Origin of the sequence: Pseudomonas sp. FeN3W, assembly GCA_030263805.2 — a bacterium.
In the GTDB taxonomy this organism is placed as follows: Bacteria; Pseudomonadota; Gammaproteobacteria; order Pseudomonadales; family Pseudomonadaceae; genus Stutzerimonas; species Stutzerimonas stutzeri_G.
In genome coordinates this window covers 3,063,787-3,084,625 of sequence record CP136010.1, presented here as the reverse complement: position 1 = coordinate 3,084,625, position 20,839 = coordinate 3,063,787, and the positions used below count along the sequence as shown (strand labels likewise).

General features: G+C 63.9%; 19 protein-coding genes and 1 tRNA gene. All 20 read left to right on the top strand.

The window, feature by feature from the left end; translation table 11 throughout:
* The first annotated feature begins 221 nt into the window (after positions 1-221).
* On the top strand, positions 222-1,553 hold the full coding sequence (locus P5704_014645) for a CmpA/NrtA family ABC transporter substrate-binding protein (GenBank protein ID WOF77301.1): 1,332 nt from the start codon (positions 222-224) through the stop codon (positions 1,551-1,553).
* Positions 1,554-1,581: 28 nt separating this feature from the next.
* Positions 1,582-2,451 (top strand): nitrate ABC transporter permease, encoded by an 870-nt coding sequence (gene ntrB / locus P5704_014640; protein ID WOF77300.1) that lies wholly within the window; start codon positions 1,582-1,584, stop codon positions 2,449-2,451.
* Positions 2,452-2,462: 11 nt separating this feature from the next.
* A complete protein-coding gene (locus tag P5704_014635; GenBank protein WOF77299.1) occupies positions 2,463-3,245 on the top strand; it encodes an ABC transporter ATP-binding protein in 783 nt (260 codons plus the stop codon).
* Between the two features lie 89 nt (positions 3,246-3,334).
* Positions 3,335-3,733, top strand: a complete 399-nt coding sequence (gene panM / locus P5704_014630; protein ID WOF81238.1) for an aspartate 1-decarboxylase autocleavage activator PanM — start codon at positions 3,335-3,337, stop codon at positions 3,731-3,733.
* 187 nt (positions 3,734-3,920) lie between these two features.
* Positions 3,921-6,143 (top strand): AsmA family protein, encoded by a 2,223-nt coding sequence (locus P5704_014625; protein WOF77298.1) that lies wholly within the window; start codon positions 3,921-3,923, stop codon positions 6,141-6,143.
* Entirely contained in the window at positions 6,140-7,207 is a 1,068-nt protein-coding gene (gene mutY, locus P5704_014620; GenBank protein WOF77297.1) for an A/G-specific adenine glycosylase, read from the top strand. The genes P5704_014625 and mutY overlap by 4 nt, the downstream gene beginning before the upstream one ends.
* Positions 7,204-7,476, top strand: coding sequence for an oxidative damage protection protein (locus tag P5704_014615; protein ID WOF77296.1), 273 nt, complete (start codon positions 7,204-7,206; stop codon positions 7,474-7,476). Before mutY ends, P5704_014615 begins: the two co-directional genes overlap by 4 nt.
* 92 nt (positions 7,477-7,568) lie before the next feature.
* Positions 7,569-7,644 (top strand) — tRNA-Phe (locus P5704_014610).
* Positions 7,645-8,031: 387 nt separating this feature from the next.
* Positions 8,032-8,814 (top strand): transporter substrate-binding domain-containing protein, encoded by a 783-nt coding sequence (locus P5704_014605; protein ID WOF77295.1) that lies wholly within the window; start codon positions 8,032-8,034, stop codon positions 8,812-8,814.
* A 159-nt stretch (positions 8,815-8,973) separates the two neighbouring features.
* Positions 8,974-9,453 carry a thermonuclease family protein gene (locus P5704_014600; GenBank protein WOF77294.1) on the top strand — a complete coding sequence of 160 codons (480 nt, stop codon included), beginning with the start codon at positions 8,974-8,976 and terminating at the stop codon, positions 9,451-9,453.
* A 151-nt stretch (positions 9,454-9,604) separates the two neighbouring features.
* Complete coding sequence (locus tag P5704_014595; GenBank protein ID WOF77293.1) at positions 9,605-10,375, top strand: transporter substrate-binding domain-containing protein; 771 nt, start codon at positions 9,605-9,607, stop codon at positions 10,373-10,375.
* A 157-nt stretch (positions 10,376-10,532) separates the two neighbouring features.
* The gene (locus P5704_014590) at positions 10,533-12,590 is read left to right on the top strand and encodes a BCCT family transporter (protein WOF77292.1); all 2,058 of its coding nucleotides are present in this window, start codon (positions 10,533-10,535) and stop codon (positions 12,588-12,590) included.
* A gap of 289 nt (positions 12,591-12,879) precedes the next feature.
* On the top strand, positions 12,880-13,653 hold the full coding sequence (locus tag P5704_014585) for an ABC transporter ATP-binding protein (GenBank protein ID WOF77291.1): 774 nt from the start codon (positions 12,880-12,882) through the stop codon (positions 13,651-13,653).
* Positions 13,654-13,668: 15 nt separating this feature from the next.
* On the top strand, positions 13,669-14,424 hold the full coding sequence (locus P5704_014580) for an ABC transporter substrate-binding protein (GenBank protein WOF77290.1): 756 nt from the start codon (positions 13,669-13,671) through the stop codon (positions 14,422-14,424).
* A gap of 63 nt (positions 14,425-14,487) precedes the next feature.
* Positions 14,488-15,183: an ABC transporter permease subunit gene (locus tag P5704_014575; GenBank protein ID WOF77289.1), complete on the top strand. Its 696-nt coding sequence runs from the start codon at positions 14,488-14,490 to the stop codon at positions 15,181-15,183.
* Positions 15,180-15,869 carry an ABC transporter permease gene (locus P5704_014570; protein ID WOF77288.1) on the top strand — a complete coding sequence of 230 codons (690 nt, stop codon included), beginning with the start codon at positions 15,180-15,182 and terminating at the stop codon, positions 15,867-15,869. The genes P5704_014575 and P5704_014570 overlap by 4 nt, the downstream gene beginning before the upstream one ends.
* Before the next feature lie 113 nt (positions 15,870-15,982).
* Positions 15,983-16,885, top strand: a complete 903-nt coding sequence (locus tag P5704_014565; protein WOF77287.1) for a D-hexose-6-phosphate mutarotase — start codon at positions 15,983-15,985, stop codon at positions 16,883-16,885.
* 358 nt (positions 16,886-17,243) lie between these two features.
* A complete protein-coding gene (gene tssA / locus P5704_014560) occupies positions 17,244-18,806 on the top strand; it encodes a type VI secretion system protein TssA (protein WOF77286.1) in 1,563 nt (520 codons plus the stop codon).
* A gap of 17 nt (positions 18,807-18,823) precedes the next feature.
* On the top strand, positions 18,824-19,330 hold the full coding sequence (gene tssB, locus P5704_014555; protein ID WOF77285.1) for a type VI secretion system contractile sheath small subunit: 507 nt from the start codon (positions 18,824-18,826) through the stop codon (positions 19,328-19,330).
* A 26-nt stretch (positions 19,331-19,356) separates the two neighbouring features.
* Entirely contained in the window at positions 19,357-20,835 is a 1,479-nt protein-coding gene (gene tssC / locus P5704_014550; GenBank protein WOF77284.1) for a type VI secretion system contractile sheath large subunit, read from the top strand.
* Positions 20,836-20,839 lie beyond the last annotated feature (4 nt).

Below are 20,839 nucleotides of genomic sequence, written 5' to 3'. Positions count from 1 at the left end.
GTCGCAAGTGCTTGATTTGATGGAAGCCATCGGGCGATTCGATGCCGCGGCGGTATCCGCTCGGTGCCGCCCGAACAGTTCTGGCACAGCTTTCGCAAAGCTCAGACAAGGCCGGATCTTTCGGCTTTCACAACTCCTCATCAGGACAACGGTGTCCACGCTATCCGGCTCCAGCCGGGCGGTGTGGCGCCGTTTTTTTTCGCCCAAAGGAAAATCCGACCATGACCGACAAGCCGAACAACGACCAGCCCAGCAGCGTGACGCTGGCCTCGCGCCGCAGCTTTCTCAAGCATTCGATCATCGCCGCCAGCGGCGTCGCCCTGTTCGGCGGCATGTCCCTGAGCATGCGCTCGGCGGCCTGGGCGGCCGGCGGCGACGTGGAAACCCCAAAAGCCAAGCTCGGCTTCATCGCCCTGACCGACGCCGCACCGCTGTTCGTCGCCGCGGAGAAGGGCTTCTTCGCCAAGTACGGGATGACCGAGGTCGAGGTGCTCAAGCAGTCGTCCTGGGGCACCACCCGCGACAACCTGGTGCTCGGCTCGGCGAAGAACGGCATCGACGGCGCGCACATTCTCACGCCGATGCCGTACCTGATCAGCGCCGGCACCGTCACACCGAACAACCAGCCGGTGCCCATGTCGATCCTCGCGCGGCTGAATCTGTCCGGCCAGTGCATCTCGGTCGGCGAGGAATATCGCGACCTGAAGATCGGCCTCGACAGCACGCCATTCAAGGCCGCGCTGGAGGCGAAGAAGGCCAGCGGCAAGAAGGTCAGTGCGGCGATGACCTTCCCCGGCGGCACCCATGACCTGTGGATGCGCTACTGGCTGGCGGCCGGCGGCATCGACCCGAACGCCGACATCAACACCATCGTCGTGCCGCCGGCACAGATGGTCGCCAACATGAAGGTCGGCAGCATGGACACTTTCTGCGTCTGCGAGCCGTGGAACGCGCAGCTGATCAACCAGAAGATCGGCTACACCGCCAACACCACCGGCGAGCTGTGGCACAACCACCCGGAGAAGGCCTTCGCCCTGCGCAGCGACTACGTGGCCGCCAACCCCAATGCGGCCAAGGCGCTGACCATGGCGATCATGGAAGCCCAGCAGTTCTGCGAGAAGGCCGAGAACAAGGAAGAAGTGGCGAAGATCTGCTCGCAGCGCAAGTGGATCGGCGCGCCCTACAAGGACATCGTCGACCGCATGAAGGGCAACTTCGCCTATGGCACCGGCAAGGTCATCGAGAACCATCCCGAGCAGATGCGCTACTGGGACGACCACGCCTCCTACCCGTTCCAGAGCCACGACCTCTGGTTCCTGACCGAGAACAAGCGCTGGGGTTACCTGCCGGCCGACTTCGACAGCCAGGCGCTGATCGCCAAGGTCAACCGCGAAGACATCTGGCGCGCCGCCGCCGGCGAGCTGAACCTGCCCGCCGAGCTTATCCCGACCTCCACCTCCCGCGGCGTGGAGAAGTTCTTCGACGGCAAGATCTTCGATCCCGAGAACCCGCAAGCCTACCTGGACAGCCTAACCATCAAGGCCATGGCCTGAACACCGCCAGCCCCGCGAGGAAAAGCCCATGAATGCCAACGTCAAACTGCAGCCCGCCAGCGCCGAGCCGGTGTCCATCGTCCGCCCATCACGGCTCGCCACGCTGGCTCGGCGCAGCGGCCGCTACGCACTGCAGCAGCTGGTACCACCGCTGGTAATCCTGCTGCTGCTCGGCGTGATCTGGGAGATGCTCTGCTCCGGCGCCAATGCCGCGCTGCCGCCGCCGTCGCAGGTGATTGCGGAAACCTGGGAGCTGATCGTCGATCCGTTCTACGACAACGGCGGCAATGACGTGGGCCTGGCCTGGCAACTGCTGGCCAGCCTCGAACGGGTGGCGGTCGGCTACCTGCTGGCGGTGGTCGCCGGGGTCGGCCTCGGCGTGCTGATCGGCCAGTCGGACTGGGCCATGCGCGGCCTCGATCCGATCTTCCAGGTGCTGCGCACCGTGCCGCCGCTGGCCTGGCTGCCGCTGTCGCTGGCGGGCTTCCAGGACAGCCATCCTTCGGCGCTGTTCGTCATCTTCATCACCGCGATCTGGCCGATCATCATCAATACCGCGGTGGGCATCCGCAACATCCCGCAGGACTACCGCAACGTCGCCCAGGTGCTGCAGCTCAACGGCTTCGAGTACTTCAAGACCATCATGCTGCCGGCCGCCGCGCCCTACATCTTCACCGGCCTGCGCATCGGCGTCGGCCTGTCGTGGCTGGCGATCATCGCCGCGGAGATGCTCATCGGTGGCGTCGGCATCGGCTTCTTCATCTGGGATGCGTGGAACGCCTCGCGCATCAGCGACATCATCCTCGCGCTCGTTTACATCGGCGTGGTCGGCTTCGTGCTCGATCGCCTGGTGGCCTTCGTCGGCCAGCGCATCACCCGCGGCATTCCGGCCAATTGAGGAGCAACGCCATGAGCTATCTCTCCATCGAACACCTGGACAAGAGTTTCGTGCGCGGCAACTTCGCCTCGCAGGTGCTCAAGGACATCAACCTGAACATCGCCAAGGGCGAGTTCATCTCCATCATCGGCCACTCCGGCTGCGGCAAGTCGACGGTGCTGAACATCGTCGCCGGGCTGCTCGACCCCAGCCTCGGCGGCGTGATCCTCGACGGCAAGGAAGTCCGCGGCCCCGGCCCGGACCGCAGCATGGTGTTCCAGAACCACTCGCTGCTGCCCTGGCTGACCGTCTACGAGAACGTCGAAGTGGCGGTGAACAAGCTGTTCAAGCGCAGCATGGGCAAGCGCGAACGGCGCGACTGGATTGAGCACAACCTGGCGCTGGTAAACATGGGCCACGCGCTGAACAAGTATCCGCAGGAAATCTCCGGCGGCATGAAACAGCGCGTCGGCATCGCCCGCGCGCTGGCGATGAAACCCAAGGTGCTGCTGCTCGACGAACCGTTCGGCGCGCTGGATGCGCTGACCCGCGCGCACCTGCAGGACGAGGTGATGAAGATCCAGAAGGACCTGGGCAACACCATGATGATGATCACCCACGACGTCGACGAAGCCGTTCTGCTCTCCGACCGCATCGTGATGATGACCAACGGCCCCTCGGCGACCATCGGCGAGATTCTCGAAGTGAAGCTGCCGCGCCCGCGCGACCGCATCGCCCTCGCCGACGACCCCGAGTACAACCACTATCGCCGCGCGGTGCTGAGCTTCCTGCACGAACGCCATCGCCTGCATTGACCGGGTGCGCCCACCGCCGGCGTCTCGTGCGCTGGCGGCGGTTCGGCGTATCCTTGCCGGCATTTCTGCTCAGCCGTCGCAAGGTCGCCATGCCCGTCTACGTCGAATCCGTCACCCAGCCCAGCCCGCAGGATTTAACCGATCTGGCGAAAATCTACGCCGATGCACCCGAATGGCTGCTGACGCCCTATGCCAGCGCCGACGCGCTGATCGCGGCGGCGCTGGCCGATGGCAGTCTGATCGCCGGTCGCTTCAATGACCGTCTGCTCGGCGCCGCCCTGCTGCAGCGCGGCGACGAAGCCTGGCGCCTGTCGCACCTGTGCGTGCGCAAAGTCACCCGCAAACGCGGCGTCGGCCGCCGCCTGCTGGAAGAAACCCAGCGGCTGGCCAGCGACGCCGGCAAACCGCTGCGCCTGGCCGCACCCGCAGGGCATCTGGAATCCAGCGCCCTGGCTGCGCGCACGCATCTGCCGCTGGATTCGCTCTAAGTCGCCCACGCGACATTCGCTGCGCCCTGCTGCCCGATCCGTCAGCAGGACGCGCTTGCCGCTCGTCGCAGCCAGCTGTGGAACCCGCCCCCGCAACGGCACTCCAACGCCGACCGCGTTCCCGACAAGTGCAGGCACGGGGCTATACTCGGCACTTTTCAGATCGTTCATCTACAAGGACTCGTCCATGAAATCGCTCGGCAAAATCCTGGGTCTGGTCTTTCTCGGGCTGTTGCTGATCGTCGTGGCGGCGGGCTTCGCCCTGACCCACCTATTCGATCCCAACGACTACAAGGACGAAATCCGCGACCTGGCACGCAGCAAGGCCGGCCTCGAACTGGACATCAAAGGCGACATCGGCTGGAGCCTGTTCCCCTGGCTTGGCCTGGAGCTGCACGAAACCACCCTGGCCAGTGCACAGACACCCGAGCAGCCTTTCGCCGACCTGCGCATGCTCGGCCTGTCGGTGCGGGTGATGCCGCTGCTGAGCCGCGAAGTGCAGATGAGCGACATCACCGTCAACGGCCTCAACCTGACCCTGAGCCGTGACGAACAGGGCCGCGGCAACTGGGAGGGCGTCGGCCAACCGGCCAAGCAGGCCGAACAAACCGCGCCAGCCGCCGAGGCCAGCGAACCACCGGCCAAACCGGATGCAGCCCCCGCTTCGCGCAGCAAGCCACTGACCCTGGACATCGACAGCTTGACCGTCAGTGATGCCCGCGTCACCTACAGCGACGCCAAGACCGGCCAGCAGTACAGCGCCGAAAGCATCGAACTCACGACCGGCGCGATCCGCGAAGGCAGCTCGATCCCGCTCAAGCTCAACGCCTTCTTCGGCAGCAACAAGCCGGTGATGCGCGCGCGCACCGAGCTGCAGGGCGCACTGCGTTTCGACAATCAGCTCAAACGCTACCAGTTCGAGGACATGCGCCTGTCCGGCGAGGCTTCCGGCGAACCGCTGCAAGGGCAGACGCTGACCTTCAGCGCCCAGGGCCAGCTGCTGGTCGATCTCGCCGCGCAGATCGCCGAGTGGAACAGCCTCAAGTTCACCGCCAACCAGCTGCGCGGGCTGGGCGAGCTGAAGGCACGCGACCTGGACAAGGAACCGAAGATCAGCGGCGCGCTGACCGTCGCGCAATTCAACCTGCGCGAATTCCTCCAGGGCACTGGCCAGCAGCTGCCGGCCATGGCTGACGCTGCCGCACTGAGCAAGGCCGAACTGGTCAGTCGCCTGAGCGGTACGCCGAACAGCCTGGCGCTGGAAGAGCTGACTCTTAAACTCGACGACAGCACCTTCACCGGCCGCCTCGCCGTCAGCGACTTCGCCCGCCAGGCGCTGCGCATCGACCTCAAAGGCGACCGCTTCGATCTGGATCGCTACCTGCCGCCGCCGAGCAAGGAACAGGCGGCCGAGGCGGCGCGCAAGAACGAGGTCAAGAGTACCCAGGCCAGCGCCATCGGCAGCGGCACCACGCCCCTGCCCAACGCGCCGACCCAGCAGGCCTGGAGCGAAGCGTCAGTGTTGCCGGTGGATCAGCTGCGCAAACTCGACACCGAGGTCAGCCTGGCCATCGGCAGCCTGACCGCAATGAAGATCCCGCTGGACGGCTTCAACCTCAAGGCGCGTACCCGCAACGGCCTGCTGACCCTGCAGGAAGTGCGCAGCGGACTGTATGGCGGCCGCCTGGATGGCTCGGCCAGCCTCGACGTACGCCCAGCCCTGCCATTGCTGACCGTGCAGAACCGCTTCAATGGCGTGCCGGTCGAGCGTCTGCTGGAAAGCCAGGGCGAGGACGTGGTGGTCAAGGGGCTGCTCAACCTGGATGCCGACCTGCGCACCCAGGGCAACAGCGAGAAGGCCTGGATCGACAACCTCAACGGCAAGCTCGGCTTCATCATCGACAACGGCATGCTGGTCGACGCCAACCTCGAGCAGCAGCTGTGCCGCGCCATCGCCACGCTCAATCGTAAGCCGCTCACCAGCGAGCCACGCAGCAAGGACACGCCGTTCCGCGAACTCAAGGGCAACCTGACGCTGCGCAATGGCGTGGCCAGCAACCCCGACCTCAAGGCCAGCATTCCCGGGCTCACCGTCAACGGCAAGGGCGACGTCGATCTGCGTGTGCTGGGCATGGACTACCGCGTCGGCATCGTCATCGAGGGCGACAAGGGCGCCATGCCGGACCCTGCCTGCCAGGTCAACGAGCGCTACGTCGGCATCGAATGGCCGCTGCGCTGCCGCGGCCCACTGGAGTTGGGCGCCAAGGCCTGCCGCTTCGACAACGACGCCCTGGGCAAGGTCGCGGCGCGGCTGGCCGGCGAGAAGCTCAACGAGAAGATCGAAGAGAAGCTCGGCGACAAGGTCAGCCCGGAACTCAAGGACGCGCTCAAGGGCCTGTTCAAGCGATGAGCCCGGAGCAGTTCGGCGCGGCGGTCCTCGACTGGTTCGACCGCCACGGCCGCAAGGATCTGCCCTGGCAGCAGAACATCACGCCGTACCGGGTGTGGGTGTCGGAGATCATGCTGCAGCAGACCCAGGTCAGCACCGTGCTTGGCTACTTCGACCGCTTCATGGAGGCGCTGCCCAGCGTCGAGGCGCTCGCCGCCGCCGAGGAGGATGAGGTCCTGCACCTGTGGACCGGCCTCGGCTACTACAGTCGCGCACGCAATCTGCACAAGACTGCGAAACTCATCGTTGCCGAACATGGCGGCGTGTTTCCGGCGGATGTAAACAAGCTCGCCGAACTACCGGGCATCGGCCTCTCCACCGCCGGCGCCATCGCCAGTATCAGCATGGGCCTGCGCGCGCCGATCCTCGACGGCAACGTCAAGCGCGTGCTGGCCCGCTACGTTGCGCAGGACGGCTATCCCGGCGAGCCGAAGGTGGCCCGCCAGCTATGGGAAGTGGCCGAACGCTTCACTCCGCAGCAGCACGTCAACCATTACACCCAGGCGATGATGGATCTCGGCGCCACGCTGTGCACGCGCAGCCGCCCGAGCTGCCTGCTCTGCCCGCTCAGGGACGGCTGCCGCGCCCATCTGCTCGGGCGCGAAACCGACTTCCCGGTGCCCAAGCCACGCAAGACGCTGCCGCAGAAACGCACGCTGATGCCGCTGCTGGCCAATCGCGAAGGCGCCATCCTGCTCTACCGCCGCCCGTCGACGGGCCTGTGGGGCGGGCTCTGGAGCCTGCCGGAGCTGGACGACCTCGCCGCCCTCGACCCATTGGCCGAGCGGCATGCCCTGCAGCTCGAGGAGCGCCGCGAGCTGCCAGGCCTGACCCACACCTTCAGCCATTTCCAATTGGCCATCGAGCCCTGGCTGATCAGGGTCAAGTCCGCGCCCGACGCCGTGGCCGAGGCCGACTGGCTCTGGTATAACCTCGCCACCCCGCCGCGCCTCGGCCTCGCCGCGCCGGTGAAAACACTGCTCAAGCGCGCCGCCGCTGAATTGAATGCAGGAGAAACCTCATGACCCGCACCGTGAACTGCCGCAAGTACAACGAAGAACTCCCCGGCCTCGAGCGCCCGCCGTTTCCAGGCCAGAAAGGCGAGGACATCTACAACAACATCTCCAAGCAGGCCTGGGACGACTGGCAGAAGCACCAGACCATGCTGATCAACGAGCGCCGGCTGAACATGATGAACGCCGAGGACCGCAAGTTCCTTCAGGGCGAGATGGACAAATTCTTCTCCGGCGAGGATTACGCCAAGGCCGAAGGCTACGTGCCACCGAGCGAATGACCGTCGGCTGCGCTAAGCGCCCGTCCGGATTAAATATTTTTCCGGACCACGCTTGACAGGCAAAAGCCAAATCCGTCTAATAGCGCCCCGTTGCCCAGGTAGCTCAGTCGGTAGAGCAGGGGATTGAAAATCCCCGTGTCGGCGGTTCGATTCCGTCCCTGGGCACCACTAATACCGAGAAACCCCAAGCGAAATTAACCTCCTTGGGGTTTTTTATTGCCTGTAGTTTTTGCCGGCGACCCGCTGCGCTCCAGCCCCGCCTTCCGGAGCGACCTTAATGGCATGCACACGGAGGCAGCTTCCCTATCGCTAACACCCTGTGATTCCCCCAAGCCACTCGTTGACTGAAAGCCCGGATACGGATCGACACCCGCGCCGCGCCACGAGGGGTAGCCGCAACGCAGGCGCGCACGGCCAGCCGGGGCTCATGCCTGCATTCACTTCATCGCTCCGACTTCATTCTGCGCTAGGCTGACGCTAACGGAGCGGGCCTGAGCGGGATATTGCCCGGCCGCGTCGAACTGCCAAGGAATGCTGCATAGCGCAAGGAGCCGAATGGTGCACAGGATTCTCTCGATTCTGCTGATATGGCTGTTGTCGAACGCCGCCCCGGCCGGCGCGGCGCAGTGGCGTTTCGTGACCGAAGACTTCCCGCCGTTCACCTATCCGGCTGATGCCCCGGTCAGCGAAACCGCAGGTGTTGCCGCGGCGGGCCCGTTCGTGGAGGTGGTGCATGCGATCTGCGCACGCTTGCAGCGCCAGTGCACGATCACCCTGTACCCCTGGCAGCGCGCATTCCGTCTGGCCGAGCAGGGACAGGTGGATGGAATATTCACCCTGACACCTTCACCGCAGCGCGAGCAGATTTTCCACATCAGCCGGATGCTGGTCACTTCTCGCTACAGTGTTTTCGCCCAGACCGAGAGCAGCTTCGTCTTCAACCAACCAGGCGATGTGGCGGGCCGGCTGGTTGGCGTCTATGGCCCGTCCGGCACCTCTTATGTGCTGTCCGAACGCCTCAAGTCGGTGCCTGACGTACGCCTGCACCTGACTACCAACAATCGCCGACTTTTGCGCATGCTGCAGTCCGGACGCTTCGGCGTGGACGGCCTGGCGGTGCTCAATCAGGATGTCGCCTGGCACCTGATCGGGGAAGAGCGCCTTAGTGGAGTGCGTGAGGCCGGCGAGATGGGCCCGATCCGCTATGGCATCGGTCTCTCGCGCAAGACGGTGAGCGTGGCACAGTTCGAAGCGTTCGAGCAGGCGCTGGACGCGGCAATAGCCGATGGCACGGTGCCGAAGATCCTGCGCCGGCACCAACTCGAAGCCGCCTTCTGAGCGTTGCGCACGCCATGGCGAGCGGCGTTCGGCGCATTTCTCGCAATGCGTGACCGGCCGCGATTTCGCCAATGCAAGACGGACCATCTGAGACCTGGCGCCGATCAGGGCAGCGACCAGCCTGTTACCCTCGCCCGCCCGAACCGCATGGATGCCCTCATGCTGCGCTACCTGCTTGTCGTCCTGCTCACCACTGCCATGCCTGTCTTCGCCGAATCGTTCGACTGCCGGGTGATCGGCATCGCCGATGGCAACACCTTCAGTTGCCGGACCAACGTGGGCGACCGGCTCAGGGTCAGATTGGCGGGAATCGACACCCCGGAACTCAAGCAACCCTATGGCAGCCAGGCCCGGCAAGCGCTCTCCGACCACATCTTCGGCAAGAACGTGACGCTCGAGATCAAGGGCCGCGATGACCTTGGGCGGGTCCTGGCGCGAGTCAGCGCTGGCAACATCGACGTCAATTCGGAAATGGTCAGGGCGGGCGCCGCCTGGGCGTATCGCAGCCACCTGGACGACCGCAGGCTGCTCGACCTGGAGGCGGTCGCCCGGGAGTTCCGCCGCGGCCTGTGGTCGTTGCACAAGACCGAACAGCAACCGCCATGGGAATGGCGCGAGCAGATGCGCAAGAACCGCTAGCAGGGGCGCTCGCTCATCGGTCGACGTTAACTGGGCGCCAGGCCTACGTCTGGTTACCCTGATTCGAGAGTTCGCGCCGCAGGCGTCGACACGCTAGCCTGCCAAAACGCGGCGCGAATTACCGCTCTGCCGATCGCCTGGAGCTTGCAGCATGCCCACTCGATGGATTGCGATAGTCGTCGGCCTGGTAGCAGCAGTGGGCAACTGCCAGGCCAATGAGCTGCGCTTCGTCACCGAGGACTTCCCACCGTTCACCTATGGATCGGCAACTACGGACACCGAGGCCCGTGCGGTCGGGCCTTTCGTCGAGATCATCGAAGCCGTCTGCGCGCGGATGGAGGTCGACTGCCCGGTGCAGCTGTTGCCATGGCGCCGCGCACTTGCATTGGCCGAGGCGGGCGAGGTGGACGGCATCTTCACCGTGATCCGCTCACCGGATCGCGAGCGCGCTTTCCACCTTACCCGAATGCTGGTCACTTCCCGCTATGGGGTCTATGCACACTCGGCGAGCCGCTTCGTCTTTCATCTCCCCGAGGACCTGGAGGGACGCAGCATCGCGGTGTACGGGCCCTCCGGAACCTCGTTCGTGCTCGGCCAGCATCTGTCTGAGGTCGGCGACGTGACGCTGATTCTGGAGGCGGATAATCGGCGGCTGCTGCGTATGCTGGAGGCCGGTAGGTTCGGCGAGCAAGGCGTTGCCGTGGTCAATCAGGATGTCGCCTGGCATCTGATCGATCAGGAAAGGCTGCTCGACATCCATGAAGCGGGCGAACTGCAGCGTATTTCCTACGCAATCGGCCTTTCCCGTGCAGCAGTCGGCGAAGCCGAATTCGAGCGTTTCAACGACGCGCTCGAGGTGCTGATCGGTGATGGAAGCATCGCCAGGATTCTGCACCATCACGGGCTGGAGCCGGCTTTCTAGACGCTTCGCTACGCCAGAGCGGAGCCCTTCCTGGCATTTTCGCTGAATCATTCGACGCTTACACCCGTCTATCCAGAAGGCAGCGTTCGGGCATTCCGGAGGTTTCGCCACGCACATCCCGCTCATCACCCACTCGCAATAGGGAGGCTGACCGCCCATGGACGCCGCCAAGAAAATGCCCAAGGCCATCATTCTGTTCCCCGTATTCATTCCAGCGGTGATCGTCACGCTGCTGCTGGTGATCGGGACCATCAGCAATCCGGAACTGGCCGGTGAGGTGTTCAGCTCGACGCTGGCCTTCATCACCACCAATTTCGGCTGGTTCTACATGCTCTCGGTGGCCTTTTTCCTGGTGTTCATCGTCGGCATCGCCATGACGCCCTGGGGCAACATCAAGCTGGGTCCGGATCACGCCGAGCCGCAGTACAGCTTCCCGGCCTGGTTCGCCATGCTGTTTTCCGCCGGCTACGGCATCGCCCTGCTGTTCTTCGGTGTGGCCGAGCCGGTGTTGCACTACGCCTCGCCGCCCGCCGGCGCCGGGGAAACCGTCGACGCGGCCAAGCAGGCGATGCAGATCGCCTTCTTCCACTGGGGCTTTCATATCTGGGCCATCTACGGCCTGACCGGTCTGGTACTGGCGTACTTCTCGTTCCGCCACGGCCTGCCACTGTCGATGCGCTCGGCGCTGTACCCGATCATCGGCGAACGTATCCACGGGCCGATCGGCCATGTGGTGGATGTCTTCGCGATTCTCGGCACGCTGTTCGGTATCGCCACCACACTGGGCCTGTCCGTCACCCAGATCAACGCGGGCATCAACTACCTCTGGCCGTCGATACCGATCAGCATCAACGTGCAGATCATTGCCATCGCGATCATCACCGGCCTGGCGGTCTGCTCGGTGGTCGCCGGCTTGGACAAGGGCGTAAAGAACCTTTCGCTGTTGAACATGATTCTGGCGATCGGCCTGATGCTCTTCGTGTTTCTGGTCGGGCCGGGCATCTTCATTCTCGAAACCTTCCTGCAGAACACCGGCAGCTACCTGAACAACATCATCGAGCGCACCTTCAACCTGCAGGCCTACAGCCGCAGCGACTGGATCGGCAACTGGACGCTATTCATCTTTGGCTGGACCATCGCCTGGTCGCCTTTCGTCGGGCTGTTCATCGCCAAGATCAGCCGCGGCCGGACCATCCGTCAGTTCGTCTTCGGCGTGATGTTCGTGCCGACCATATTCACCTTCCTCTGGTTCTCGGTATTCGGCGACACGGCACTGCACATGATCATGGTCGAGGGCTATACCTCGCTGATCGGCGATGTGCAGGCGGACAACGCCATCGCGTTGTTCAAACTGTTCGAACTGCTGCCGATGACGTCCATCGCGTCGTTCCTGGCGGTGGTGCTGATCATCACCTTCTTCGTCACTTCGTCGGACTCCGGCTCGCTGGTGATCGACTCGCTGGCCGCCGGCGGCGCGCTGCACACGCCGGTGTGGCAGCGGGTGTTCTGGGCCAGCATCGAGGGGGTCGTGGCATCCGCCCTGCTGCTGGCCGGCGGCCTCAGCGCGCTGCAGACTATGACCATCGCCAGCGCGCTGCCCTTCGCGATCATCATGATGATCGCCGCGCTGGGCATGTGGCGCGCACTGGTGATCGAAGGTCACCACGAAACCAGTCTGCAAAGCCACATGCAGGGCAGCCGGCTGGCGAGCAACGCCGGCCCCGGCCTGTGGAAGAAGCGCCTGGCAGGGATGGTCAGTTTCCCCAGCCGGGAAGAAGTCGATGGCTTCATGAACACCACGGTGCTGAAAGCCATGCGCCGCGTGCAGCGCGAGCTCAGTGGCCAGGAATGGACTGCCGAAGTGCACACCGATGAAGCCCACTCGCGGCTCTACCTGGAGGTCATCAAGGACGACCAGGTGGACTTCATCTACGAGATCCGTGCGGTCGGTTACGCCATGCCGGCGTTCGCCCTGACCGAGGGGCCGGAGGCGGACGAGCAGTATTACCGCGCCGAAGTGTTCCTGCGCCGCGGCGGCCAGCACTACGACGTCTACGGATACGACCAGGCGGACATCATCAGCGACATACTCGATCAGTTCGAGAAGTACCTGCACTTCCTGCACATCTCGCCGGGGAGCTTGCCGTGGAAAATGGCCGAACACGACGAAATGCTCTCCGACGATCAGGACGCACCCAAGCCGGAAGCGAGTTGAGAGCGAGGCCGCCTCGGGCCGCACGGAAGCGGGCCGAGCCTGCCGTTCGCGCAAGGCGTCGGAGTGCGCCTGCGCGTGCAGCGCCGATTTCATCTATATAGATAGGGGCGCATCGGTGGCCAGCGAAACATGACCGATCGGTCACGCCGCTCAACGCCGCATCGCGCTTGGCGCATGCCGCATCGCATGCTAGGTTTGCGCCTCGCCAGGACGGTGAGCAGCTCGCGCGGAGCGCACCATCAGATATCTAGACCATGGCGGCCTTCGCCGGTCTGTAAGAGGACCCCTCATGGCCGAGGCCATCCCTGCACTGGAAATCCGCAATCTGCACAAGCGCTACGGCGATCTGGAAGTTCTCAAAGGCATTTCGCTGACCGCCAGCGATGGCGATGTGATTTCCATCCTCGGCTCTTCAGGCTCCGGAAAATCCACTTTCCTGCGCTGCATCAACCTGCTGGAAAACCCCCACGAGGGCGAGATTCTGGTGGCCGGCGAGCAGCTCAAGCTCAAGCGTGACAAGCAGGGCGACCTGGTCGCCGCCGATGGCAAGCAGCTCAATCGGATTCGCAGCGAACTGGGTTTCGTGTTCCAGAACTTCAACCTCTGGCCGCACATGACCATCCTCGACAACATCATCGAGGCACCGCGCCGCGTGCTCGGCCAGAGCAAGGCCGAAGCCACCGAGGTGGCCGAGGCGCTGTTGGCCAAGGTCGGTATCGCCGACAAACGCCACGTCTATCCCAATCAGCTGTCCGGCGGGCAACAGCAGCGCGCAGCCATTGCGCGGACCCTGGCGATGCAGCCCAAGGTGATCCTGTTCGACGAGCCCACCTCGGCGCTCGATCCGGAAATGGTACAAGAAGTGCTTGCAGTGATCCGGTCGCTCGCCGAAGAGGGTCGGACCATGCTGCTCGTCACCCATGAGATGAATTTCGCCAAGCAGGTATCCAGCGAAGTGGTATTCCTCCACCAGGGCCTGGTCGAGGAGCAAGGAACGCCCGAGCAGGTATTTGACAATCCTCAATCGGCGCGCTGTAAACAATTCATGTCCAGCCATCGCTAATGGAGCAACACTCGCATGAAGAGCTATAAGAAGATCCTGCTGACCGCTGCTGCATCGTTGATCATCGGCACCCAGGCATTCGCCGCGGAAAAACTGCGGATTGGTACCGAAGGCGCCTACCCGCCCTTCAACCTGATCGACGCCAGCGGCAAGGTGGTCGGTTTCGACCTCGACATCGCTCACGCCCTCTGCGCCAAGATGCAAACCGAGTGCGAAGTGGTCACCTCGGATTGGGACGGCATCATCCCGGCCCTGAATGCCGGCAAGTTCGACTTCCTCGCCGCCTCGATGTCGGTGACCGAAGAGCGCAAGAACGCCGTCGATTTCACCGACCACTACTACACCAACAAGCTGCAGTTCGTGGCGCCCAAGTCCACCGACTTCAAGACCGACAAGGGCTACCTGGACGGCAAGGTGATCGGCGCCCAGCGCGCGACCATCGCCGGCACCTGGCTGGAAGACAACCTGGACGGCGTGGTCGACATCAAGCTCTATGACACCCAGGAGAACGCCTATCTGGACCTGGCCTCCGGCCGCGTCGACGGCATCCTGGCCGACACCTTCGTGCAGTGGGAATGGCTCAAGAGCGATGCCGGCAAGGACTTCGAGTTCAAGGGCGAGCCGGTATTCGATGACGACAAGATCGCCATCGCCGTGCGCAAGGGCAACGACGAGCTGCGTGAGAAGCTGAACAAGGCGCTGGCCGAAATCATCGCTGACGGCACCTACAAGCAGATCAACGACAAGTACTTCCCGTTCAGCATTTACTGATCCAACCGAGCCGAAGCCCGGTCGCCTGAAACTGGCCGACCGGGCTTCGGTGTTTGAGCTTCTATGATTCCTGACCTTCACGGATTCGGTCCGGCACTTCTCGCCGGCACCTGGATGACCATCCAACTGGCCCTCGCCTCCCTGGCGCTGGGGCTGGTGCTCGGTCTGCTCGGCGCTCTCGCCAAGACCTCGCCCTACAGCGCACTGCGCTGGCTCGGCGGCACCTATTCGACCATCGTGCGCGGTGTACCCGAACTGCTCTGGGTGCTGCTGATCTACTTCGGCACCATCAGCCTGATTCGCGGCATCGGCGAGTTGTTCGGCATCGAGAACCTGGCCCTCAGCCCGTTCGCCGCCGGCACCATCGCCCTCGGCCTGTGCTTCGGCGCCTATGCCACGGAAGTCTTCCGCGGCGCGCTGCTGGCCATTCCCAAGGGTCACCGCGAGGCTGGCCTGGCCCTGGGGCTGGGCAAGCGGCGCATCTTCACGCGGCTGATCCTGCCGCAGATGTGGCGCTTGGCGCTGCCGGGGCTGGGCAATCTGTTCATGATCCTGATGAAGGACACGGCACTGGTATCCGTCATCGGTCTGGAAGAGATCATGCGCCGCTCGCAGATCGCCGTGACCGCCAGCAAGGAGCCTTTCACCTTCTTCCTGGTCGCCGCCTTCATCTACCTGTGCCTGACCATCGTCGCCATGATCGGCATGCACTTCCTGGAAAAACGCGCCGGTCGCGGCTTCGTGCGGAGCGCAGCATGACCTGGGAAATCTTCATCAAGTGGCTGCCGAGCTTTGTCGAGGGCGCCTGGCTGACCCTGCAACTGGTCGGCGTTTCGGTCGTCGCCGGCCTGATCCTCGCCGTGCCGCTGGGCATCGCTCGCTCGTCCCGGCACCTGGCGGTGCGCGCGCTGCCCTATGGCTACATCTTCTTCTTCCGCGGCACCCCGCTGCTGGTGCAGCTGTTCCTGGTCTACTACGGCATGGCGCAGTTCGACGTCGTGCGCCAGAGCGTGCTCTGGCCGTACCTGCGCGACCCATACTGGTGCGCGATCATCACCATGACCCTGCATACCGCCGCCTACATCGCCGAGATCATCCGCGGCGCGATCCAGAACGTGCCGCCGGGTGAAGTGGAAGCGGCGCGCGCGCTGGGCATGTCGCGCAGCCAGGCGCTGTTGCACATCATCCTGCCGCGCGCCACGCGCATCGGCCTGCCGGCCTACAGCAACGAAGTGATCCTGATGCTTAAGGCCAGCGCCCTGGCCAGCACCATCACCCTGCTGGAACTGACCGGCATGGCGCGCAAGATCGCCGCGCGCACCTACCTGCACGAGGAAATGTTCCTTACCGCCGGCCTGATCTACCTGCTGATCGCCTTCGTCCTGATGCAGGGCTTCAAGCTGCTGGAGCGCTGGCTGCGCGTCGACGCCTGCCAGGGCCGCTAAGCCCTGGCTGCCTCCTCGGCTCAGCGAGGAGGCATGCTCTTCCTGGCCACTTCGGCTGAATCCCGCCTCCGCTCTGCGGTCAGACGCAAACTCGAGCCCATCACGAGATTCCCATGCCTGTCGATATTCAACGCATCGAAATGGACCAGCTCGCCTGCTGGCGAGTCCGCCGCGGAGAGGACGAACTGTTGATCGCCGAACAGGGCGCGCAGATCCTCAGCTATCGCCAGGGCGACGCACCACCGATCATCTGGCTCAGCGAAGAGGCCGCTTTCCAGCAGGGGCAGTCGGTTCGCGGCGGGGTGCCGATCTGCTGGCCCTGGTTCGGCGACCTGGCGCGCAACCCGCAGGCCGTGCAGGGGAGCTACCACGACGAGCAACCCGCACCCTTCCATGGCCTGGTGCGCGCACTGCCCTGGCAATTGCGCGAACAACGCAGCGAAGGCGATACGGCGATTCTCGAATTCCACTGCCCGCAGGCGCTCGGCGAATTGCCGGGCTGGCCGCAGCGAGTCGAGCTGACGCTGCAGATTCGCCTGGCCGACGGGCTTGAGCTCAGCCTCGACAGCCGCAACGTCGGCGACGAAAGCGTTGCCATCAGCCAGGCCCTGCACAGCTACTTCGCCGTCAGCGACATCCATCAGGTGCGTGTGGAAGGCCTCACCGGCTGCCCGTACATCGACACGCTGCTGGACTGGAAAGAATGCCAGCAACAGGACGATCTGCATTTCAGCGGCGAAACCGATCGTGTCTACCAGCAGCTGCCGGCGATCCTGGATCTCGTCGACCCGGCGTGGCAGCGGCGCATCCGGCTGACTACCAGCGGGTCGACGTCCGCCGTGTTGTGGAATCCATGGGTCGACAAGGCCCAGCGTCTGTCGAGCTTCGCCGACGATGCCTGGCAGCGGATGCTGTGCATCGAGACGGCCAACGTGCTGGCCGACGCGGTGGTGCTCCAGCCAGGTCAGCGCCACACCCTGACTGTATCCATCTCGGCAACTTCCAACGACCTATAACATTCATCGATCCCTTTTCTGTGACCGGGTAGCAAGTTGCACGTAAGTATTCTCTTACAAGCCGCCGGCTTATTTCCTACGAAGTAAGTTGTTATACAAAGGCAACTTAATCGCCCGTTTTGAATTAGTTCCGTCGCCAGCTGGTTAATATTTCCAGCTGCAACGGAGATCACACTTCTCACCTTGAACGACACATACCCCACGTCTAGGATGCCCACCCCATAAGGTCCTGTGCAATTTGTTGCGCAGGGCCGGTGTGCAAGAAGTTGCGCACCTCTTTCTCGGAAACATTCCGCTCTTGATATTCGCGGCATGTTTCAAAGTTCACGGATCGAACTTGAGCGTCACGGAAGACCCAATGCACGCCAGCGCACTCAGCAAGCATTATCTGGAACTTGCCAGAAAGCCGGTCAATGACAGCAATTTCGCTGGCGACGATATTCGCTACAGCAGCGAATTCGAGTTGCTCGAGGCCGAACTGGCCAAGGCCGGGGCACTGCACCAGACCACCGGTATCGACTGGCAGAAGATCCGCGAAGGCAGCGAGATGCTGCTCGCCTCGCTGTCCAAGGACCTGCGCGCCGCCGCCTGGCTGACCTGGAGCCTGTTTCAGCGCGAGTCTTTCGCTGGACTACAGGCCGGGCTGAATTTGCTGCAGTACCTGTGCAGCAATCACTGGGCCGAACTGCACCCACGCAAGCCACGCACCCGCGCCGCCGCGATCAACTGGTTGTTGCCGCGCCTGGAACAGACCTTCTCCGAAGACGTACCGGTCGGCGAACAGCTGCCACTGTTTCGCAGCCTCGCCGAGCAATTGCATGCGCTGGAGCAGTGCCTGTCCAGCCATCTGGGCGAAGACGCCCCGCTGCTGCTGCCGCTGTGCCGCCAGCTCGACGGCATGGTCAAACGCGCCAGTCAGGGGCAAGCGCAGCCCGGACCGGTGGGCGCGGCGATCGCCCAGGTCAAGCAGGTCGCCAGCCAGGTCTTCGCCCCCGGTTCGCCGATCGAGAATGACAAGGAAGCGCTCAAGGCCGTGCGCAACCTGCAGGAACAGGCACGCCCGCTGACCGCCTGGTGGCTCAAACAGCGCACCAGCGATCTGCGCCCCCTACGACTCGCGCGCACCCTGCTCTGGCTGAGCATCGATAGCCTGCCGGAGCACAACAGCGAACAGATCACCGCGCTACGTGGCGTACCCGCCGACAAACTGGCCAGCTACCGCGAACGCTTCGCTCAGGGGCAGTACGCCGACCTGCTGGTGGATCTGGAAAACAGCACCGCGCGCGCGCCGTTCTGGCTGGACGGTCAGCGCCTGGCCTGGGAGTGCCTGCAGGAGCTGGACGCCGAGCAGGCCATGCGTGAGGTGGAGATCCAGCTCGCGCTGTTCCTGCAACGCGTACCGCGTCTGGAGGAGCTGTGCTTTCACGACGGCACCCCGTTCGCCGATGCCGTAACCCGCGCCTGGATCAGCGGCCAGGTCATGCCCCATGTGCAGCCGGCCACGACCGCCAGACAGGATGAACCGCCTGCCGCCGGCACCGCACTGCCTAGCTGGGAGCTGGCGTTGCAGGATGCGCTGCCGCTGTTGCGCAAGGATGGCCTCAAGCCCGCCGTGCAGCAGCTCAAGCAGGGCCTGACGCGCGCCCGGGGCGGCCGTGAGCGCTTCTTCTGGCAGCTGAGCCTCGCCCGCCTGTGCTACCAGGCCAAGAAATACGAGCTGGCCAAAACCCAGCTCGAAGCACTCGACCAGCAGCTCGAAGCCAGTGGCCTGGGCAGCTGGGAACCCGATCTCGCCCTCGAGGTTCTGCGTCTGCTGCACAGTTGTTGCGAGCTGCTGCCGCAGAACCACGCCGTGCGTGAAAGCAAGGATGAGATTTACCGCAGGCTGTGCCACCTCGATCTCGAAGTGGTGCTGGATTAACCGCAAAGGAGAACACCATGGCCAAAGAAGGCTCGGTTGCACCCAAGGAACGCATCAACGTCACGTTCAAGCCGGCCACCGGCAATGCTCAGGAAGAGGTCGAGCTGCCCCTCAAGCTGATGGTGCTGGGCGACTTCACCCAACGCGCCGACGACCGCAAGATCGAGGACCGTAAGCCCATCGCCATCGACAAGAACAGCTTCGACGAGGTCCTGGCCAAGCAGGAGCTGAGCCTGACCTTCGGCGTGCCGAACCGTCTGCAGGACGAGCAGACCGACGACGAACTGGCCGTGCAGCTGCGCATCAATTCGATGAAGGACTTCAACCCGGCCAATCTGGTCGAGCAGGTTCCGGAGCTGAAGAAACTGATGGAACTGCGCGACGCCCTGGTCGCCCTGAAGGGCCCGCTGGGCAACGCTCCGGCCTTCCGCAAGGCCATCGAAAGCGTACTCGCCGATGACGACTCGCGTGACCGCGTACTCGGCGAACTGGGCCTGGCGGCCAAAGAGAAGCTGGACGCCTGATATCACCGACAAGGAAGCACATCTACATGACCACTAGCGCAGCCGCCGTCGAGCACGGCAACCACCTCGCCGAAGGCGGCATCCTCGACCGCATCATCGCCGAAACCCGCCTGACCCCGGACGACGAGGCCTACGACATCGCCAAGCGCGGCGTCTCGGCCTTCATCGAAGAACTGCTCAAGCCGCAGAACGAAAACGAGCCGGTGAAGAAGGCCATGGTCGACCGCATGATCGCGGAGATCGACGCCAAGCTCAGCCAGCAGATGGACGAAATCCTTCACCACCCGCAGTTCCAGGCCCTGGAGTCCTCCTGGCGCGGCCTGAAGCTGCTGGTGGATCGCACCAACTTTCGCGAGAACATCAAGCTCGAGCTGCTCAACGCCTCCAAGCAGGATCTGCTGGATGACTTCGAGGACAGCCCGGAGATCGTCCAGTCCGGCCTGTACAAGCACATCTACACCGCCGAGTACGGCCAGTTCGGCGGCCAGCCGGTCGGTGCGCTGATCGCCAACTACTTCTTCGACCCCAGCGCACCCGACGTGAAGACCATGCAGTACGTCGCCAGCGTCGCCAGCATGTCTCACGCGCCCTTCATCGCCGCCGCCGGCCCGAAATTCTTCGGCCTGGAAAGCTTCACCGGCCTGCCGGACCTGAAGGATCTCAAGGATCACTTCGAGGGCCCGCAGTTCACCAAGTGGCAGAGCTTCCGCGAGCAGGAAGATGCCCGCTACGTCGGCCTGACCGTCCCGCGCTTCCTGCTGCGCAATCCGTACGATCCGGAAGACAACCCGGTGAAGAGCTTCGTCTACAAGGAAAACGTCGCCGGCAGCCACGAGCACTACCTGTGGGGCAACACCGCCTACGCCTTCGCCAGCCGCCTGACCGACAGCTTCGCCAAGTTCCGCTGGTGCCCGAACATCATCGGGCCGCAGAGCGGCGGCGCAGTGGAAGACCTGCCGCTGCACCATTTCGAAAGCATGGGCGAGATCGAGACCAAGATCCCGACCGAAGTGCTGGTTTCCGACCGGCGCGAGTACGAGCTGGCCGAGGAAGGCTTTATCGCCCTGACCATGCGCAAGGGCAGCGACAACGCCGCGTTCTTCTCCGCCAATTCAGCGCAGAAGCCGAAGTTCTTCGGCAACAGCGAGGAAGGCAAGACCGCCGAGCTGAACTACAAGCTCGGCACCCAGCTGCCCTACCTGTTCATCGTCAACCGCCTGGCGCACTACCTGAAGGTGCTGCAGCGCGAGCAGATCGGTGCCTGGAAGGAGCGCACCGACCTCGAGCTGGAACTGAACAAGTGGATCCGCCAGTTCGTCGCCGACCAGGAGAACCCCAGCGCCGAAGTCCGCAGCCGTCGCCCGCTGCGCGCCGCCCAGGTCAACGTCAGCGACGTAGAGGGCGAACCAGGCTGGTACCGCGTCAGCCTCAGCGTGCGTCCGCACTTCAAGTACATGGGCGCTGATTTCACCCTGTCGCTGGTCGGCAAGCTGGACAAGGAATAAGCAC

What these genes read in the sequence shown, in the direction of transcription:
- P5704_014645 (WOF77301.1), top strand. Translation starts at nt 222, where the DNA reads ATGACCGACAAGCCGAACAACGACCAGCCCAGCAGCGTGACGCTGGCC.
- ntrB (WOF77300.1), top strand. Translation starts at nt 1,582, where the DNA reads ATGAATGCCAACGTCAAACTGCAGCCCGCCAGCGCCGAGCCGGTGTCC.
- P5704_014635 (WOF77299.1), top strand. Translation starts at nt 2,463, where the DNA reads ATGAGCTATCTCTCCATCGAACACCTGGACAAGAGTTTCGTGCGCGGC.
- panM (WOF81238.1), top strand. Translation starts at nt 3,335, where the DNA reads ATGCCCGTCTACGTCGAATCCGTCACCCAGCCCAGCCCGCAGGATTTA.
- P5704_014625 (WOF77298.1), top strand. Translation starts at nt 3,921, where the DNA reads ATGAAATCGCTCGGCAAAATCCTGGGTCTGGTCTTTCTCGGGCTGTTG.
- mutY (WOF77297.1), top strand. Translation starts at nt 6,140, where the DNA reads ATGAGCCCGGAGCAGTTCGGCGCGGCGGTCCTCGACTGGTTCGACCGC.
- P5704_014615 (WOF77296.1), top strand. Translation starts at nt 7,204, where the DNA reads ATGACCCGCACCGTGAACTGCCGCAAGTACAACGAAGAACTCCCCGGC.
- P5704_014605 (WOF77295.1), top strand. Translation starts at nt 8,032, where the DNA reads ATGGTGCACAGGATTCTCTCGATTCTGCTGATATGGCTGTTGTCGAAC.
- P5704_014600 (WOF77294.1), top strand. Translation starts at nt 8,974, where the DNA reads ATGCTGCGCTACCTGCTTGTCGTCCTGCTCACCACTGCCATGCCTGTC.
- P5704_014595 (WOF77293.1), top strand. Translation starts at nt 9,605, where the DNA reads ATGCCCACTCGATGGATTGCGATAGTCGTCGGCCTGGTAGCAGCAGTG.
- P5704_014590 (WOF77292.1), top strand. Translation starts at nt 10,533, where the DNA reads ATGGACGCCGCCAAGAAAATGCCCAAGGCCATCATTCTGTTCCCCGTA.
- P5704_014585 (WOF77291.1), top strand. Translation starts at nt 12,880, where the DNA reads ATGGCCGAGGCCATCCCTGCACTGGAAATCCGCAATCTGCACAAGCGC.
- P5704_014580 (WOF77290.1), top strand. Translation starts at nt 13,669, where the DNA reads ATGAAGAGCTATAAGAAGATCCTGCTGACCGCTGCTGCATCGTTGATC.
- P5704_014575 (WOF77289.1), top strand. Translation starts at nt 14,488, where the DNA reads ATGATTCCTGACCTTCACGGATTCGGTCCGGCACTTCTCGCCGGCACC.
- P5704_014570 (WOF77288.1), top strand. Translation starts at nt 15,180, where the DNA reads ATGACCTGGGAAATCTTCATCAAGTGGCTGCCGAGCTTTGTCGAGGGC.
- P5704_014565 (WOF77287.1), top strand. Translation starts at nt 15,983, where the DNA reads ATGCCTGTCGATATTCAACGCATCGAAATGGACCAGCTCGCCTGCTGG.
- tssA (WOF77286.1), top strand. Translation starts at nt 17,244, where the DNA reads ATGCACGCCAGCGCACTCAGCAAGCATTATCTGGAACTTGCCAGAAAG.
- tssB (WOF77285.1), top strand. Translation starts at nt 18,824, where the DNA reads ATGGCCAAAGAAGGCTCGGTTGCACCCAAGGAACGCATCAACGTCACG.
- tssC (WOF77284.1), top strand. Translation starts at nt 19,357, where the DNA reads ATGACCACTAGCGCAGCCGCCGTCGAGCACGGCAACCACCTCGCCGAA.